This window comes from Actinoallomurus sp. CA-150999, from assembly GCF_050942425.1.
GTDB lineage: Bacteria > Actinomycetota > Actinomycetes > Streptosporangiales > Streptosporangiaceae > Actinoallomurus.
The window spans coordinates 11,517,551-11,532,717 of sequence record NZ_CP192063.1 but is presented as its reverse complement, the minus strand read 5'-3'; the positions used below and the strand labels follow the sequence as shown (position 1 = coordinate 11,532,717).

The 15,167-nt window shown below is 70.3% G+C and carries 16 protein-coding genes; 9 read left to right on the top strand and 7 right to left on the bottom strand.

All coding sequences use genetic code 11. From position 1 onward, the window contains the following. The first annotated feature begins 227 nt into the window (after nt 1-227). Nucleotides 228-1,094 carry a helix-turn-helix transcriptional regulator gene (locus tag ACQP2O_RS53435; protein WP_433178211.1) on the top strand — a complete coding sequence of 289 codons (867 nt, stop codon included), beginning with the start codon at nt 228-230 and terminating at the stop codon, nt 1,092-1,094. Here the strand turns inward: ACQP2O_RS53435 and ACQP2O_RS53430 are convergent. Further along, nucleotides 1,075-1,773 (bottom strand): C39 family peptidase, encoded by a 699-nt coding sequence (locus tag ACQP2O_RS53430; protein WP_433178209.1) that lies wholly within the window; start codon nt 1,771-1,773, stop codon nt 1,075-1,077. The genes ACQP2O_RS53435 and ACQP2O_RS53430 overlap by 20 nt on opposite strands. Nucleotides 1,774-1,931: 158 nt before the next feature. Between ACQP2O_RS53430 and ACQP2O_RS53425 the strand changes: the two genes are divergently transcribed. Both ACQP2O_RS53425 and ACQP2O_RS53420 read left to right on the top strand, forming a co-directional pair. Beyond that, a complete protein-coding gene (locus tag ACQP2O_RS53425) occupies nt 1,932-3,278 on the top strand; it encodes a 6-phospho-beta-glucosidase (RefSeq protein ID WP_433178208.1) in 1,347 nt (448 codons plus the stop codon). Nucleotides 3,279-3,448: 170 nt separating this feature from the next. Continuing rightward, the gene (locus ACQP2O_RS53420) at nt 3,449-4,348 is read left to right on the top strand and encodes a S1 family peptidase (protein WP_433178206.1); all 900 of its coding nucleotides are present in this window, start codon (nt 3,449-3,451) and stop codon (nt 4,346-4,348) included. 56 nt (nt 4,349-4,404) lie between these two features. On the opposite strand, the gene ACQP2O_RS53415 is transcribed toward ACQP2O_RS53420, so the two are convergent. Continuing rightward, nucleotides 4,405-5,193, bottom strand: a complete 789-nt coding sequence (locus tag ACQP2O_RS53415; RefSeq protein WP_433178205.1) for an alpha/beta fold hydrolase — start codon at nt 5,191-5,193, stop codon at nt 4,405-4,407. 113 nt (nt 5,194-5,306) lie between these two features. On the opposite strand from ACQP2O_RS53415, the gene ACQP2O_RS53410 reads away from it, so the two are divergent. Then, nucleotides 5,307-6,188, top strand: a complete 882-nt coding sequence (locus ACQP2O_RS53410; protein WP_433178203.1) for a helix-turn-helix domain-containing protein — start codon at nt 5,307-5,309, stop codon at nt 6,186-6,188. Nucleotide 6,189: 1 nt separating this feature from the next. Here ACQP2O_RS53410 and ACQP2O_RS53405 read toward each other — a convergent pair whose 3' ends face one another. The 4 genes from ACQP2O_RS53405 to ACQP2O_RS53390 form a co-directional block, all read right to left on the bottom strand. Then, nucleotides 6,190-6,816 carry a sulfotransferase family protein gene (locus ACQP2O_RS53405; RefSeq protein ID WP_433178201.1) on the bottom strand — a complete coding sequence of 209 codons (627 nt, stop codon included), beginning with the start codon at nt 6,814-6,816 and terminating at the stop codon, nt 6,190-6,192. A gap of 208 nt (nt 6,817-7,024) precedes the next feature. After that, complete coding sequence (locus ACQP2O_RS53400; protein WP_433178199.1) at nt 7,025-7,771, bottom strand: poly-gamma-glutamate hydrolase family protein; 747 nt, start codon at nt 7,769-7,771, stop codon at nt 7,025-7,027. An 87-nt stretch (nt 7,772-7,858) separates the two neighbouring features. Then, nucleotides 7,859-8,485, bottom strand: coding sequence for a sulfotransferase family protein (locus ACQP2O_RS53395; RefSeq protein ID WP_433178197.1), 627 nt, complete (start codon nt 8,483-8,485; stop codon nt 7,859-7,861). 182 nt (nt 8,486-8,667) lie between these two features. Next, entirely contained in the window at nt 8,668-9,585 is a 918-nt protein-coding gene (locus ACQP2O_RS53390; RefSeq protein ID WP_433178195.1) for a glycosyltransferase family 2 protein, read from the bottom strand. Nucleotides 9,586-9,933: 348 nt separating this feature from the next. Between ACQP2O_RS53390 and ACQP2O_RS53385 the strand changes: the two genes are divergently transcribed. Further along, a complete protein-coding gene (locus ACQP2O_RS53385) occupies nt 9,934-10,812 on the top strand; it encodes a 2-hydroxyacid dehydrogenase (RefSeq protein WP_433178193.1) in 879 nt (292 codons plus the stop codon). A gap of 193 nt (nt 10,813-11,005) precedes the next feature. Here the strand turns inward: ACQP2O_RS53385 and ACQP2O_RS53380 are convergent, their stop codons facing one another. Next, entirely contained in the window at nt 11,006-11,341 is a 336-nt protein-coding gene (locus ACQP2O_RS53380; RefSeq protein WP_433178191.1) for a hypothetical protein, read from the bottom strand. Nucleotides 11,342-11,542: 201 nt separating this feature from the next. Between ACQP2O_RS53380 and ACQP2O_RS53375 the strand changes: the two genes are divergently transcribed. From ACQP2O_RS53375 to ACQP2O_RS53360, 4 genes are all read left to right on the top strand, one after another. Then, nucleotides 11,543-12,496, top strand: a complete 954-nt coding sequence (locus ACQP2O_RS53375) for a hypothetical protein (protein WP_433178189.1) — start codon at nt 11,543-11,545, stop codon at nt 12,494-12,496. A gap of 53 nt (nt 12,497-12,549) precedes the next feature. After that, nucleotides 12,550-13,059: a hypothetical protein gene (locus ACQP2O_RS53370; protein ID WP_433178187.1), complete on the top strand. Its 510-nt coding sequence runs from the start codon at nt 12,550-12,552 to the stop codon at nt 13,057-13,059. Between the two features lie 99 nt (nt 13,060-13,158). Then, nucleotides 13,159-14,148, top strand: coding sequence for a hypothetical protein (locus ACQP2O_RS53365; protein WP_433178185.1), 990 nt, complete (start codon nt 13,159-13,161; stop codon nt 14,146-14,148). Nucleotides 14,149-14,238: 90 nt separating this feature from the next. Then, nucleotides 14,239-15,048, top strand: a complete 810-nt coding sequence (locus tag ACQP2O_RS53360; RefSeq protein WP_433178183.1) for a hypothetical protein — start codon at nt 14,239-14,241, stop codon at nt 15,046-15,048. Nucleotides 15,049-15,167: the final 119 nt, after the last annotated feature.

Sequence of the window (15,167 nt, the reverse complement as noted above, 5' to 3'; positions counted from 1 at the left end):
TCCCTCTTCTCGATGTCGTCCCCCGACCTTGCGCCAGGGCCGGGACGCGCGGAAGCGGAGCGTTCATCGTGGGAGAGCCGCTCCCTGGATGGGCGCGCCCGCCGCGAGGGACCATGGGGCCATGCAGCGTGACCGGCTCGCCGACTTCCCGCGCCGCCGTGAGGGGGCATGGGGCCATGACGAGCTCGCCGACTTCCTGCGCCGTCGTCGCGAGGGGGCATAGGGCCATGCAGCGTGACGAGCTCGCCGACTTCCTGCGCCGTCGTCGCGAGGGGATCCGCCCGGCCGAGGCCGGCATCGCCGACGGTCCTCGCCGCCGCACCGCCGGCCTGCGCCGGGAAGAGGTGGCGATGCTCGCCGGCATGTCCGTGGACTACGTCGTACGCCTCGAGCAGGGGCGCAGCAGTCAGCCCTCGACCCAGTTGCTCGGCGCGCTGGCCCGGGCGTTGCGGCTGTCCGACGACGAGCGCGACCACCTGTTCCACATGGCCGGTCACCGGCCACCGCCCGCCGATGGGGTGGCCCGCCTGGCTCGCGCCGGCCTGATGCGCATGCTCGACCTGCTCGGCGACACCCCGGCCCTGGTGCTGTCCAACCTGGGCGAGGTCCTCGCCCAGAACCGGGCGGCCGTCCTCCTGACGGGCGACCACACCGGCTTCTCCGGCGACCGGCGCTACGTCGTCTACCGCTGGTTCACCGATCCCGCCGCCCGCGCCGTCTGCCCGGTCGAGGAGCAGGAGTATTACGCCCGTCAGCTCGTGGCCGACCTGCGCGCGGTCGCCGGCCGCCGGTCCGGTGACCCCACGGTCGCCGGACTCGTCGACCGGTTGCAGGCCGCGAGCGCCGACTTCCGCCGGCTCTGGGCCGAGCACGAGGTGGCGGTCCGGCGCGCCGACCGCAAGACGGTCCTGCATCCGCGGGTGGGCCGCCTGCTGCTGGACTGCGAGACCCTGGTCACTCCCGACCAGCGTCAGCAGTTGCTGGTGCTCACCGCGGCGGACGCCGAGACCCGCGAGCGGCTGGAGCTGCTGCGGGTGCTCGGCGTCGAGGAGTTCCCCACGGGACCTACGGACGTCAGAGGACCCGGTGGATGATGTAGTAAAGGCCGCCCTTCTGGGAGACGGCGGCGAGCTTCTTGGCGCTGATCACGTGGGTGCCGCCGGTCTTCTTGCCGTTGGTCATCTTCCACGGATCCCAGACGGTGATGGTGCCCTTCGACCTGTTGTAGCCGTAGACGACGATCGCGTGTCCGGTGTTGTTCTTCCAGCCCTTGCCGCTCCAGGGCAGGTCGTCGATCCAGACGCCCAGGACGGTGGCCCGGTGCAGCACTCCGACGTCGTTGGCGACGAGGTTCATCAGCTTCGACCCGCTGCTGATGTCGTCGCCGACGCGGTAGGTGCTCGTCTTCGACCTGACGTAGGAGTTGAGCACCGGGATGGCGGTCTTGGCCCAGGTGCCCTTGCTGGTGGTCCCCATCTTCTTGGCGAGGGTGGTCTGGCGCACCGTGATGCCGAAGCTGCGGAGGCTGATCGAACTGGCGGTCGGCACGCACCAGGAGTTCTTGCTCTGGTACTGCCCGACGATCTTCACGGTGTAGGCGTTGGGCGCGATCGCCGTCGTGGCGGCGGTTCCCTGGGGCGCCGTGCGGATGGGCGCCTGGGCGCCGGTGCGCTCGACGTGGGCCGTCGGCCCGCCGACTCCGACGGCCAGGGCGACGGCGGAGGCGGTGACGACGCCTCCAGCGATCAAGAGGGCGGTGGGCACCTTCTTCACCCTGAATGCTCCTAACGGGGGATAAGAAACTTCTATCTCGGAAGCACCATAGTTAACCCCAGTTACAAAATGTCGGCTTACGAGGCAATGTGATCATCATCCGTGTCGTGCCCAGACAAGATCGCGAAGGCCGCCGTCCCGCGTAGGGTGCCGGAGGTATGAGGCTGATCATTCTGGGCGGTGGCGGGTTCCGGGTGCCGCTGGTGTACCGGGCGCTCCTGGCCGACCGGGGCAAGGGCCGCGTCACCGACGTCGTCCTGCACGACCTCGACCCGGCCCGTACGGCCGTGATCCGCCAGGTCCTCGCCGAGCAGGCGGCCGGGCACGCGGACGCGCCGACGGTCACCGCCACGACCGACCTCGACGAGGCCCTGACCGGCGCCGACTTCGTGTTCTCCGCCATCCGCGTCGGCGGGCTCGCCGGCCGCGCGGCCGACGAGCGAATCGCCCTCGACGAGGGCGTGCTCGGCCAGGAGACCGTCGGCGCGGGCGGCATCGCGTACGGCCTGCGCACGATCCCGGTCGCGGTCGACATCGCCCGCCGCGTCGCCGAACGCGCCCCCGACGCCTGGGTCATCAACTTCACCAACCCGGCCGGCACGGTCACCGAGGCGATGTCCCGCCACCTCGGCGACCGCGTCATCGGCATCTGCGACTCCCCGGTCGGCCTCGGCCGCCGCGTCGCCGCCGCGCTGGGCGTCGACGGCGGCACCGCCTGGTTCGACTACGCGGGCCTCAACCACCTCGGCTGGCTGCGCGCGGTCCGCGTCGAGGGTCGCGACGTGCTGCCCGACCTGCTCGTCGACGATGCCGCGCTCGCGTCATTCGAGGAGGGGCGACTGTTCGGCGGGGAGTGGCTGCGGGCCATCGGCGCCGTCCCCAACGAGTACCTGCACTATTACTACTTCGACCGCGACGCGGTCGCCGCAGTCCGGAACGCGGAGCGCACGCGCGGCGCTCTCGTCCTCGACCAGCAGCGCGACTTCTACGCCCGTACGCCCGACTCGCCCGGCTCCGCGCTCGAGGCCTGGGAGACCACCCGGATGGCCCGCGAGACCACCTACATGGCCGAGAACCGCGAGGCCGCCGGCGCGGGCGAGCGCGAGTCGTGCGACCTGGAGTCCGGCGGGTACGAGAACGTCGCCCTGGCCCTCATGCGCGCGATCGCCCACGACGAGCGCACCACCCTGATCCTCAACGTGCGGAATCGCGGCGCCCTGCCCGGTCTCGACGACGACGCCGTGGTCGAGGTCCCGTGCGTCGTCGACGCCAACGGTGCCCGCCCCGTCACCTGCGCGCCCCTCGCCGACCACCAGCTCGGCCTGGTCACCACGATCAAGGCGGTCGAACGCGCCGTCCTGGAGGCCGCGACCACCGGCTCCCGCCCGGCCGCGCTGCGCGCCCTCGCGACCCACCCGCTCGTCGACTCCGTCACCGTCGCCCGCCGCCTCCTGGAGCGGTACGAGGAGAACTTCCGCGAGCTGAGTTACCTTCGCGCGCGCTGACGGCGGCCGAGGTCTCGGCGCGTACGCCGCGGCGCCGCCGAGCCATCGGAGCCCGCTCGCGCTGAGATGATGATCACACCGGTTCCAAGATCAACTACCTGTCCGAAGTCGGTACCGTCCGGCGATGACGACCAGTGTCAACGGATAAAACGGACAGGAGTCAACCCCCCATGACCTCGGCTTCGAACGCCTCCTCCGGCGGCCGACGACGGCTGTTCGCCCGCGTGGTGGCGACGGCAGCGGTCCTCACCGGCGCGCTGACCACCGCCGGCGCCGCGCAGGCGGCCCCCACGAGCGGTGACCCCTCACCGAAGATCGTCGGCGGGAGCCCGGCCGACCAGACGTACTCGTTCATGGTCTCGCTGGAGTACCTGCGCAACGGCAACCCGGACTCCCACCGGTGCGGCGGCGCCCTGATCAAGCCGCAGTGGGTCGTCCTCGCGGCCCACTGCGTGTCCACGGAGGGCTCGGACACGACCCCGTCCCAGCCCATGGACCCGACCATCTTCCACGTCCGGATCGGCTCGAAGGACCGGACCACGGGCGGCACGATCGCGAAGCTCGACAAGATCGTCCTGCACCCCGGCTGGATCTTCTACCCGGACAAGGTCACCGGTAAGGACGTCGCGCTCCTGCACCTGACCGCGCCGGTCACCGAGAAGACGGTGCCGATGGCCACCGTCCTTCCCGAACCGGGGACCAAGGTCCGGGAGATCGGCTGGGGGTACACCTCCAACAGCGACATCGGCGACCCGAGCAAGCTCCCGACCGTCCTCCAGCAGCTGGACACCAAGATCATTCCGGACGACACCACGAAGTGCCACGTCGACGAGAACGGAAGCGACGCGTACGGCATCGCCGTCGGTGACACCTGCGCCGACAACCCGGAGGGTGTCCGCGGCCCGTGCGGCGGCGACTCCGGCTCCCCGCTGCTTTCGCTGATCGACCAGCGCTGGGTCCTCCAGGGCGTCGACAGCCGCGGCGTGAGCGACACCTGCGGCGGAGCCCCGGACATCTACACCGGCATCGGCTACTACCGCGACTGGATCAACAGCGTCATCGGGGCCTGACCGAGCGTCGGGCCGGATGAGGTCGGTCGGTGGCCGTGACACACCGACCGGCTGTCTCACCGCGCGAGGTCGGCGGCGAAGCCCTCCAGCGCCGCGGCGACGGCTCCCGGCGCCTCCAACGGCAGCAGGTGCCCGACACCGGGGATCACGTCGAGCCGCGCATGGGGGATCCAGGGCAGCAGATGATCGCGCAGGACCTGAGGTGGCTCGACCCGGTCATGCTCACCCGCCAGAACGAGGACGGGCACGTCGATCGCTCCGGCAGCGTCCGTGACGTCCGCCGCGATGCCGTGCAGCGGCCACTCCCGATACGCGGCGGCGTCGGCCGCCATGCTGTCGCGGACGACGGCCTCCCGTACGGCCGGATCCAGTGGGGTGGCGGTCAGCACCTGGTCGAGCGACTGCTCGACGGCCTCCGGCGAGTCGTACGCGTGCGCGAGGAACCCCTGATACTCGGCGGTGACCGTGGCCGGCGGTCGCGGCGGCGCGGGCGCCACCAGCACCACCCCGGCCAGTCCCGAAGGACGTCGGGCGGCGGCGAGCTGGCTCACCTTGCCTCCCATCGAGTGCCCGACCAGCACGTAACGGTCGAGACCCTGGGCGATGTCGATGACGTCGCCGGCGAGCCGATCGAGGCCGTACGGGCCGGGCAGTCCCCGGGACGAGCTCCAGCCGCGCTGGTCGAAGCGGACGACGTCGCGGTCGGCCGGCAGCCGCTCCACCACCGCGTCCCACGTACGGGCGGACCCGCCCCAGTAGTGCACGAGGACCAGCGCCGGCCCGTCCCCTCCTCGCCTGCGTACGCCGACCGCCCCGCCCGTCACCGCGATTGTGGTTTCCGTCATCACCGTGTTCTCCTCACACTCCCGAGCCGGGCTGTTCCAGCTAGGGGCCTTACTGCAAGATCGCAAGGTCGACGCTACGGTCGTCGTGGGAGGGAAACACGGTCGAAAGGCGCGTGACTGCTGTGGAAACCGGTCAGCTCCCCGGAGTGCGGCAGCTCCGCTACTCCCCGGCCCCCGGAGCGGGCTTCGGCGTCGAGGTGCTCGGCTTCGAACGCCTGCGCCAGATGGACGCGGGCCGTCGGCGGAGCCGGCCGCAGCGCCCGGACTTCCACGTCCTGGCCCTCGTACGGTCGGGCGTGGGACACCACACCGCCGACTTCGTCGACCATGCCCTGCAGGAGCGGAGCGTCGTGTGGATCCGGCCCGGCGTCGTCCACCGCTGGACCGACATCGACGACCTCGACGGCCCGCTGGTGCTGTTCGAGCAGGGCTTCCTGCCCGCCGGCCCCGCGGCCCGGGCAGCGGCGGACGTCTTCGCCCCGACGTGCTGGCAGTTGGACGAGAGCGCCTGGGACCTGAGCGTACGAGCGGCGGACCACCTGACGTACGAGCACGCGGCGGCCGTGGCGGACCCGCGCCTGGCATCGTCTCCAGTGCTCGCCCACCTGCTCGCGGCGCTCGCCCTGCGAGTGCTCCCGGCCGACTCGGGCACCTTCGCCGCGGCCGAGGACGACACGGTCTTCCGCCGCTACCGCGCCGCCGTGGAGCGTCACTTCACCCGCTGGCACCACGTCGCCGACTACGCCCGCGCGCTCGGCTACGGCGTACGGACCCTGACCCGCGCGACCCGCGAAACCGCCGGTGTGGGTGCCAAGCAGTTCCTCGACCAGCGGATCCTGCTGGAGGCCAAGCGCCTCCTCGCCCACACCGACCTGACCGTCGCGCGCTGCGCCGAACGCCTCGGCTTCGACGACGCCGCGAACTTCAGCACGTTCTTCCAGCGCCAGGAGGGTTTGTCCCCCAGCCGCTGGCGCTCCGCCCGCAGCGGCCGCTGACCTAGTCGGCTTTGCGCATCTGGTCGGCGACCCGGGCGGCGAACTCCTGCCGGCCGTTGCTGCGCGGGTACGGCTCGTCGGGCACCGGCACGCCGAGGAAGTCGCACAGCGGCTCCCAGCCCTGCTGAGCCTGGAACTCCAGCAGGCGCTCGGCCGGCACCTCCCGCCGTACCTCGTCGTTGTGCTCGGTGAATACCGCCATCGCGTGCTCGGCGTCCTCGAACCGGCCGCCGAACGCCCCGTCCCACAACAGCCGTCCCACGAACTCCCGCCGCTCCCGGTTCCCCGGCGACACGAACGACCGGGCCCGGTAGATGCTCTCGTAGGCGCTCTCGTACCAGCTCCGCGGATCGCGGACGGTGAGGATCACCTTCGCGTCCGGATAGTGGTCGACGAGCTGCCGCCAGAACGTCACCCCCGGCCAGTCGACCGTCGCCCGGTAGTCCCGGTAGACCATGTCCCAGTCCGCGGTGCCGTCCTCCGCCACCCGCGACCACAGATCCAGCTGCTCCTGATCGTCGATCAGCTCGATCATGTGATGACACGGCCCGAACCCGAGCCGTTCCAGTGCGAGCTTCAACGACAGCGTGCCGGTCCGTCCGAACCCTGCCCCGATCACCTCGAGCACGAGCGCATCCTCTCGTGTGCGGAGCCGCCCCCTTTCGTGGCAGTAAGGGGGCGACATGTAAAACGAACGTTCTTCTCCCGATGCTAACCGGACGCGCCGCTCCGTTGATCTTCCCGAGGTGCCACATTCGTCGGCCGGTTCCGGACACCCCGCCTCGTCGTGCGGGAACGGCTCAGAGACCGCCGGAACGGCTACCTGCCGGAACGGCTCAGAGACCTGCCAGGACGCTGTCGACCGCCTTCGCGTAGGCGTAGAACGCCTGCGTCCGGTGCGCCGGATTCGCGATCCAGTCCCCGTCCAGCCGCCCGCTCTTGAAGAACGCCTTCCGCTGCGCCGTACTGATCTCCAGCTGCACGCCCTTCCCCCGCTGGTTCCGGTTGCAGATGTTCTTCGGATCCTGGCCCTCGATCTTCGACGCCGGCACCGCCGTCTTGAACCCCTTGGCGTTCAGCGCCTTGATGATCTTCTTGACGAGCGCGGTGTCCCGCCCGCCCACGTACGTCACCGCCCGGTCGCCCTTGGCGGCGTGCCAGGACACGGTGTACTTGGAAGCCTTCACGAGCTTCAGCGCCCGCGGCTCGTCGAAGTGGGTCGAGGTGATGTGCAGCTTCTGGTTGCCCGACTTCTTGATCCCCATGAACGAGTAGTAGTCGTCGCGGCCGGTACTCGCGGCGTAGTCGGCGAGCTGCGTGGTCGGCGGCTCGATCAGCCCGCCGTGGATCGCGATCTGCACCACCTTCGCGCCGCGCACCGTACGCTGCACCCGCTTGTAGTCCCGGCCCTCCTTCTCGTGCCGGGCGAGGTCGGCATAGTTTCGGTACGTGTCGGCCGTCACCTGGACCGTCGGCGCGACCGGAGCGGTCTGCGCGACCTTGCCCGCCACCGGGCTGCCGGTGCCGCACGCCGTCAGCGCCAGCAGACCGGCCGTGCCGAGAACGAACTGCGTCTTCTTCACTGCTACCTCATTCCACTGGGGGACGAGGCAGCCAAGCGCAGCAAACGATCTTGCGTCAAGCGGTCCAGGTCACCGCGAAGGGTGTCCTCACCGTCCCTGCCGCTGGGCGACCCGTTCGGCGAACTCCTGCCGATCGTTGGTACGGGGAAACGGCTCATCGGGTACGGGCACGCCGAGGAAGCCGCACAACGGCTCCCAGCCCTGACGAACGCGGAACTCCAGCAGCCGCTCGCCCGGGACCTCCCGCCGTACGGCGTCGTTATGCTCGATGAACACCGCCTTCGCGTACGCGGCATCCTCGAATCGCCCGCCGAAGTCCCCGTCCCACACCACCCGCTGCACGAACCGCCGCCGGCGTACGCCGAGCGGATCCGCCGGCCACTGCGACGTGGCCTGGTAGATGCTCTCGTAGGCGCTCTCGTACCAGCTCTTCGGGCTGCGGACCGTGAGGATCACCCTGGCCGCGGGGTAGTAGGCGACCAGCCGCCGCCAGAACGCCACCCCCGGCCAGTCCACCGTGGCCCGATATCCGCGGTAAACCTCATCCCAGTCCGCGTCGCCGTCCTCGACCGCCCGGGACCACCGGTCCAACTGCTCCGGATTGTCGATGAGCTCGATCATGTGATGGCACGGCCCGAACCCGAGCCGCTCCAGCGCCAACTTCAACGACAGCGTGCCGGTCCGCCCGAACCCGGCCCCGATCACCTCGAGCACGATTCCTCCCCCGAGAACCCGCCCCAGCGACCGACCACACCCTCACCGGGCCATGCCCCACCCGAACCCCACCGAACCAGGACGAACGCCCTCTGTGCTGGTCCCGTCGCCGGCGACGTCAGCGTGGCATCGCCTCAGAACACGATCGTCAACCTGGAAGTACTGGCTCATCGAGGGCGTGCTCAGATGACGGGCGGCCGGCCAAGCGAGGTCATCCGCCAGACGGTACGCCACGACATCGGCCGCCGCGGCCCGCACGGCGTACGGACACCTTCGGTGAAACCGCCCGCCCAGGCACGCAGGCCGGCCAGCGGTGGCCGGCGCAGTACCGTCACCAGCGTCCACAGGCCCAGATAGACCGGGACCAGTACGGCGGGCAGGTGGCGGCGGGCCAGCCAGACCCGGTTACGGGCGATCATCCGGAAGTACATCGCGTGCCGCGTCGGGCTGGTGCGGGGGTGCTGCAACAGCAGGTCAGGGCGGTAGTCGATCCGCCAGCCCGCATCCAGGGCGCGCCAGGCGACGTCGGTCTCCTCGTGCGCGTAGAAGAACGCCTCCGGCCAGTCACCGGTCTGCTCAACAACGGCCATCCGGATGGCGTTCCCGCCACCCAAGAACGTGGTGACCGGACCGCCGCGAAGCGGATCCCGCGCACCCAGCCGAGGCACGTGACGGCGCTGCGTGGCACCGGACTCATCGGCGATCCGGAAGCTCACGATGCCCAGCTCGGGATCCTCGGCGAACGCCTGCCGTACCCGCTGGAACGTTGCCGGCTCGGGAAGCAGCCCATCATCGTCGAGGTACATCACCACATCGACGTCTCCGTGCTCCCGCAGCGCGGCCAGCGCGACGTTCCGGCCACCGGAGATCCCGAGGTTCTTCTCGATCTCGACGCCCTGCACTCCGGACGGGAGCGGCGGCAACGGCGCCCCGTTGCCCACCACCACGATCCGCGGGACGGCCCCATGCTGCGCCAGAACCGATTCCAGCAACGCGGTCAACTCCGCGGGCCGATCGCCCATCGTCAAGATCGCGACACCGAGCCCCAGCCCCGCGTCGGCGACATCAGCAGATGACGACTGAACCTCGGCCAGCAGCATGGTGGCTCCCCGCAGTAAGTGAAACAAAAGGTGACGTGACGATGAACGCCATGACACTGAATCGTAACGGCAAGCGCCTGACCTTCCGCGGAAGATGAGCCGCAGACGCCCGTCAGCAAGCCGTGGGACAGTGCGCTGATCAACTCGTTCGGCCGCCCGGAGCGGGTAAGGCGGGACCCCCGTCATAGGCTGGCTGGACGAAGCCACCGGCGGGAAGGAGGCGGCATTCGTGGTGCTGGCCGTGTCGCACGCCGCCGCAGCACTGATCCCTCCGGTTCGTGCCTGGGAGGTGACCGAGTGAGCGTCCCACCCGACACGCTCGTACCTTGGCCGCATGTCGCCGACCTGATGGGCGGCTGGCCGGACTCCCTGACCGTCGAGATCTACGACGGTACGGGCCCGGCCCCGGCGGACGTGTCCGAGGTGCGGTTCTACGTGCTGCCGTACGCGAAGGGGCCCGAGACGTTCGAACCGCTGGGCCGGATGCCGAAACTGGAGGCCGTACAGAGCCTCAGCGCCGGCGTCGACAACCTGCTGCCGCACGTGCCACCGGGCGTCACCTTGTGCAACGGCCGGGGCCTACACGACGCGAGCGTCGCCGAACACGTCCTCGGCCTGATCCTCGCCGCACAGCGCGAACTGCCCCGCTGGATCCGCGACCAGGACGAGGAACGCTGGCAGCCGCACTTCACCCGCTCGCTCGCCGACTCGAGGGTGCTCCTCCTCGGCTACGGCTCGATCGCCGCCGCCATCGAGGCCCGACTGCTGCCCTTCGAGACGGAGATACGCCGAGTCGCCAGCCGCGCCCGCCCGACCGATTCGGTGCACGGGGTCGACGAGCTACCGGACCTACTCCCGCACGCGGACATCGTCGTGTCCACCCTGCCGCTGACCGCCGAGACCACGGGCCTCCTAGACGCCCGCCTGCTCGCCGCCCTGCCCGACGACGCGCTCATCGTGAACGTCGGCCGCGGCGGCACCATCGACACCGCCGCATTGCTGACCGAGACGAGGTCAGGCCGGTTGCGCGCCGCCCTCGACGTCATGGACCCCGAGCCACCCCCGGCCGGACATCCTTTGTGGTCGGCACCGAACGTGCTGATCACCCCGCACGTGGGCGGCGGCTCCGCGACGTTCTATCCCCGCGCCGAACGCCTGATCGCCGAGCAACTCCGAAGGTTCACCGCCGGAGAGCCGCTCCTCAACCAGGTCACCCGACCGGCCTGACCAAGCGGTACCACCCGCCCTGTTCATACCGGGCGGGTGGCGCGGGTATCACCGGTGCCGGATGAGGACCATCGCCGCGTCACCAACCGGCCCCCCCAGTGGCTGAGGGAAGTCGACGGCGAGTGGTCCGAAACCCTGCGACCAGTCCCGGCGACCGGTCCCATCTCGGGCTGCCGGGCGCGGACCGCTGAGGTCAGTGGGTCTGGATGTAGGCCGCCGTGGCGCTATAACCGGCGCTGCAAACGTACGTGACCTTGCCCGGGGCCTTCTGCCACGCAGTGAAGCCGGCGATGCCGGCGAACCGGGACGTACAGGTCCAGTGCAGGCGGAACTGGCTCGCCGGGCCCTTGCCGCAGTTGCCGGACGCCGTTGCCCCCGCGGTGGAGGCGGTGCATTGAGATGCGGCCAGTGTCGCAGCGGTCCGGCTCGATGCTTGGGCGACACCGCCGACCACCCCCTGAGCCCCGCCGACGATGGCGGCGACGGCCGCCGTGCCGATGATCGCTCGTTTCACGCCTGTCACGGACATTCGGTGCTCCCTTCCACGGCCATCCGCGACGTGCGGAGGCCCTCTGCCTCCGAGCACGCTAGGGAGCCGACCCGTGCGTTTCGCGCCCCCTGATCGCGCACCCATCTCGGACACCCCAGCCGCGGGAACCTTCTGATCCCGGTCTTTGAGCCATCTGCCATGATCAGGGCCCGCCTGGAATCCACTGAAAGGGTTGCGATCTTGTCGGCATCCGCTGAGTCCCTGATCGCCGACATTCCCGCGTTCGCACCCCACGCCCGTCCGGCGACCCTGCTGAGACCGACGGAGGGTATGCCCGGTGTCCGGGACAGCTCCGTCGGCGGACCACCGCTGTGGCCGGAGGACGAGTCGTGGCCGGAATGCCGTGCGCCGCATCTGATGGAGGTACGGGAGAAGCTCTCGGACGAGGAGCGCGAAACCTGGCAGCGGATCGACCGCGCCATGAAGGAAAGGCACCGTCGGAATCCGAGCCGGGGGTACGAGCTCACGAACGAGGAGGCCCGGATCCAGACGGAGATCATGGCGGGCGCGTCGGCGCTCGACATGACGAATTGGGAGAGAATCCGCGGGGTGCAGGACACCTCCGGCCCCAGCGTCCCGATGGTCCCCGTCATCCAGCTCTACGCCCGGGACGTGCCGGGAGACCACTGGCCGACCGGGATGGATCTCCTGCAGGTGCTGTGGTGCCCGAACGACCACAGCGAACCCGACTACTTCGGACCCACGATCGAACTGCGGTACCGGTCGTCATCCGCGGTCGAGACCGTGTTGAACCCTCCCCGACCGGAACAAGCCGACGAGGGCTACCTCCCTGAACCTTGTGCCGTCGACCCGGAGGAGATCGTCGATCTGCCGGCTGTGGACGAACTGCCCGAAGACCTCTACGACGAGGGCTGCCGCTGGGCGGACGCACGCGGCATCGAGTACCACCGCGGCCTGGCGTGCCGCCCCGGCTGGAAGGTCGGCGGCTGGCCCAGCTGGCACCTCACCGACCTAATCCCCATCGACTGCTCCTGCGGCGCGCGCATGCGGCTGTTCCTGACCATGGAGAGCAGCAATGACGGCCCCGACATCGTCGTCGGCCGCTTCGGTGAACTCCGCATCTTCACCTGCCCCGTGGACGCCGCCCATCCGATCAGGCTGAACATCCAATAACGGTCGCCCCGGAGTCCGGCGGCCACTCTCGTACGAGGAAGGGATCCGGTGCCATGCCGACTCTGATCCGCCGAACCTCCGCCGAGGTGTGGGTGGACGCGTCCACGGTCGACCTGGCCGGCGAGGACCTGGTGACGGAGTTCGAACCGGACTGGACCACGACGGGCCTGGTCGACGCCGACCCCGACGGCGACGGCGCATGCGTCATCTGCGGACAGGAGATCGGTGACATCGCCGTCACCGCCGAACTCTGGGACGACGCTCCGCCGCCGGCCGCCGATGACTGGCAGGACGTTGCCGAGGTCTCGGTCGCCTGGCGATCCGCGTTCCTGGACTCCGGGACGACGGGCAGCGGCGACGACCCGGCCCAACGCCTGGAACTGCCCGGCCCCGGCGACTACCGCCTGCGCGTCCACGGCCGCAACCGCGACGACGGCGACCCCCGTCGGGACGGCGACCCGGTAGAGGAGTACCTGATCCAGGTGTGGCCCGCCTCGCAGGGCGAGCCCATCACGATCAAGTCGACCAGCCAGACCGCGGCCCTGTGGAGGAAGGAACGGTGAGGCGACGAACCCACCGGACGGTCCGCTCGGCGCCCGAGACGGCCGCGGCCACGTAATCCCGTGGCGTCGGGGCTTGGATACGCGCCAGGATGAAACGCCATGGGGCAACGCGCGAACTTCGTCCTGGTCGACGACACCGGCTGGCGGCTGTACTACGACCACTGGGCCGCCAACCAGATCTGCTCCGTCCTGGTCGCCGGACCCGAGGCGGCCACCCGGTTCATCATCGCCCAGCGTCAGCGCGCGCAGGACGAATGGCTCGACGACATCTGGGCCGAAGGCGGCGCCATGGTCGACCATCGCACCCGTCGGCTCATCTTCTACGGCGACCAACTGATGCTGGACCTGCCGGCCAAGCGCGTCTTCACGCGCCTGCTGTCGCTCACCTGGCCGGGCTGGGACGTCCGCTGGGCGTACGACGGCCTGGGCGACTTCGCCGCCCACGTCGGCCTCGACCGCGCCATCGTCCGCGCCGCCCGTGACCCGGAGATGCCGGGCGACCTGCAACCGAACCCGTCGAAGGACTGGCCGCCGCACCTGGTGACCGTACGGGACGAGGCGGGCCGGCTCCTCGTGTACCCGTTCGACTGGGCGGACGACCACAGCGCCTGGCAGGGCCCCGGCCTGCTGGACCGGCTCCCCGCAGGTGGCCTCGCCCAGGTGCACCTGCCCGTCATCCCGGACGGCGGACTGCACGTCGATGTCCGCTCCCGCACCGTCGGCGCGTGGTCGAACGAACCCGTCCCCGGCCTGCTGCCCGCGCTGACGGATCTGTGGCCCGGCTGGCAGATGGACTTCTGGGAGGACCGGTACGAGGAACAGGCCCGCCGCTGCGGCGACGCGATCACCTTCCCGCCCCTCGACCTCGCCGTCGCCCTCGACGAACTCTTCGCGGCCATCGCCGAACGCTTCGGCAAGGACCCCGTGCCCGACATGCTCGCGCTGGCATACCGCCCCGACCCCGACACCGGCGAGGTTCCCGACGTCGAGCTCAACCCTCTGTTCACCGCTCACACCCCGGATGACCCGACCCCGACCGAATGGTCCACCGTCCTCCGCGCCGCAGCCGACCTCCGGAGCGACCTGTAGGTCCTACTCCGGAAAGAGCCTCACGGCCGCGCCGAATCCCCAACCTGCCTCGGTAAGCTCTCCGCGCTGACGGGCATGAGGAGGATCTCGATGGGTCTGAAGGACCGCGTAGGCGACGTCAGGCGTACGGCGTCGGCGGCACTCGACACCGGGACGAACGCGGTCCGCGCCACTGGACGCGGCGCGGCCGAGGCCGGCGGCACCGCCGCCGCGGCGGCCCGGGACGGCAACGACTGGGTGATGGAACAGCTCGCCTCCGTCCCGCCGCCGGTCCTTCCCCTGACAGAGGAGTGGCGCCTATCGATCGGCGCGCTCATCACCCGGCACCCGAAGGCACCCGCCCTGATCGGCAAGCTGCTGTCCCCGCTGGACAGCTTCGGCGCGATCGCGGTGGGACCGAAGGAGATCGGCTTCGACGGCGACGAGGTCGAGTGGGAGCGCGTCCTGGAGGTCCGCACCCGCTCGGCGACCGAACTCGCCTGCGGCGCCATCTGGGACTTCGCGATCGACGACCTGCGCAACCGGCTCCCACCGGTCCCTGGCCGCAAGTGGGCCGTCACCAAGGTCCTGCAGATCGTGATGGCCATGTCCGTGGACCTGGAGGACCGGATCGAGGACGATCCGGAGGGCGAGCTACCCGACCGGGTGGCCTGCGAGATCGTCTACCGAGGCCGGATCCGCAAGGAGAAGACCACCACCGCCGGCCTGTTCTCCAGCCTCGCCCTATGCTCCATGCCGCAGGTAGGCGAAGCCCTCGCGCTCACCGCCGCCGAGCACGGCATCCCCGTCGTGGATGCCGCGCCCCACAAGACCCTGTCCGTCAACGAACGCGTAGCCACCATGCGCAAACGCCGAGCCGCCCTCGCCGGCGAACTCGAAGCCGCCGCCGATGAGGAGTAGCACACTCCCACGGTGACGTCGGGCGACCGGGGCGGCACCGACGAGACGCGGGTCCGCTCCGTCGGTGCCACGCCGACCAGAGACAGCCGCTCGTTCAATGACCGGGTGCGGTCAATGCC

Coding starts and splice junctions, on each gene's coding strand:
- ACQP2O_RS53435 (WP_433178211.1), top strand. CDS start 228: ATGCAGCGTGACGAGCTCGCCGACTTCCTGCGCCGTCGTCGCGAGGGG.
- ACQP2O_RS53425 (WP_433178208.1), top strand. CDS start 1,932: ATGAGGCTGATCATTCTGGGCGGTGGCGGGTTCCGGGTGCCGCTGGTG.
- ACQP2O_RS53420 (WP_433178206.1), top strand. CDS start 3,449: ATGACCTCGGCTTCGAACGCCTCCTCCGGCGGCCGACGACGGCTGTTC.
- ACQP2O_RS53415 (WP_433178205.1), bottom strand. CDS start 5,193: ATGACGGAAACCACAATCGCGGTGACGGGCGGGGCGGTCGGCGTACGC.
- ACQP2O_RS53390 (WP_433178195.1), bottom strand. CDS start 9,585: ATGCTGCTGGCCGAGGTTCAGTCGTCATCTGCTGATGTCGCCGACGCG.
- ACQP2O_RS53385 (WP_433178193.1), top strand. CDS start 9,934: ATGGGCGGCTGGCCGGACTCCCTGACCGTCGAGATCTACGACGGTACG.
- ACQP2O_RS53380 (WP_433178191.1), bottom strand. CDS start 11,341: ATGTCCGTGACAGGCGTGAAACGAGCGATCATCGGCACGGCGGCCGTC.
- ACQP2O_RS53370 (WP_433178187.1), top strand. CDS start 12,550: ATGCCGACTCTGATCCGCCGAACCTCCGCCGAGGTGTGGGTGGACGCG.
- ACQP2O_RS53365 (WP_433178185.1), top strand. CDS start 13,159: ATGGGGCAACGCGCGAACTTCGTCCTGGTCGACGACACCGGCTGGCGG.
- ACQP2O_RS53360 (WP_433178183.1), top strand. CDS start 14,239: ATGGGTCTGAAGGACCGCGTAGGCGACGTCAGGCGTACGGCGTCGGCG.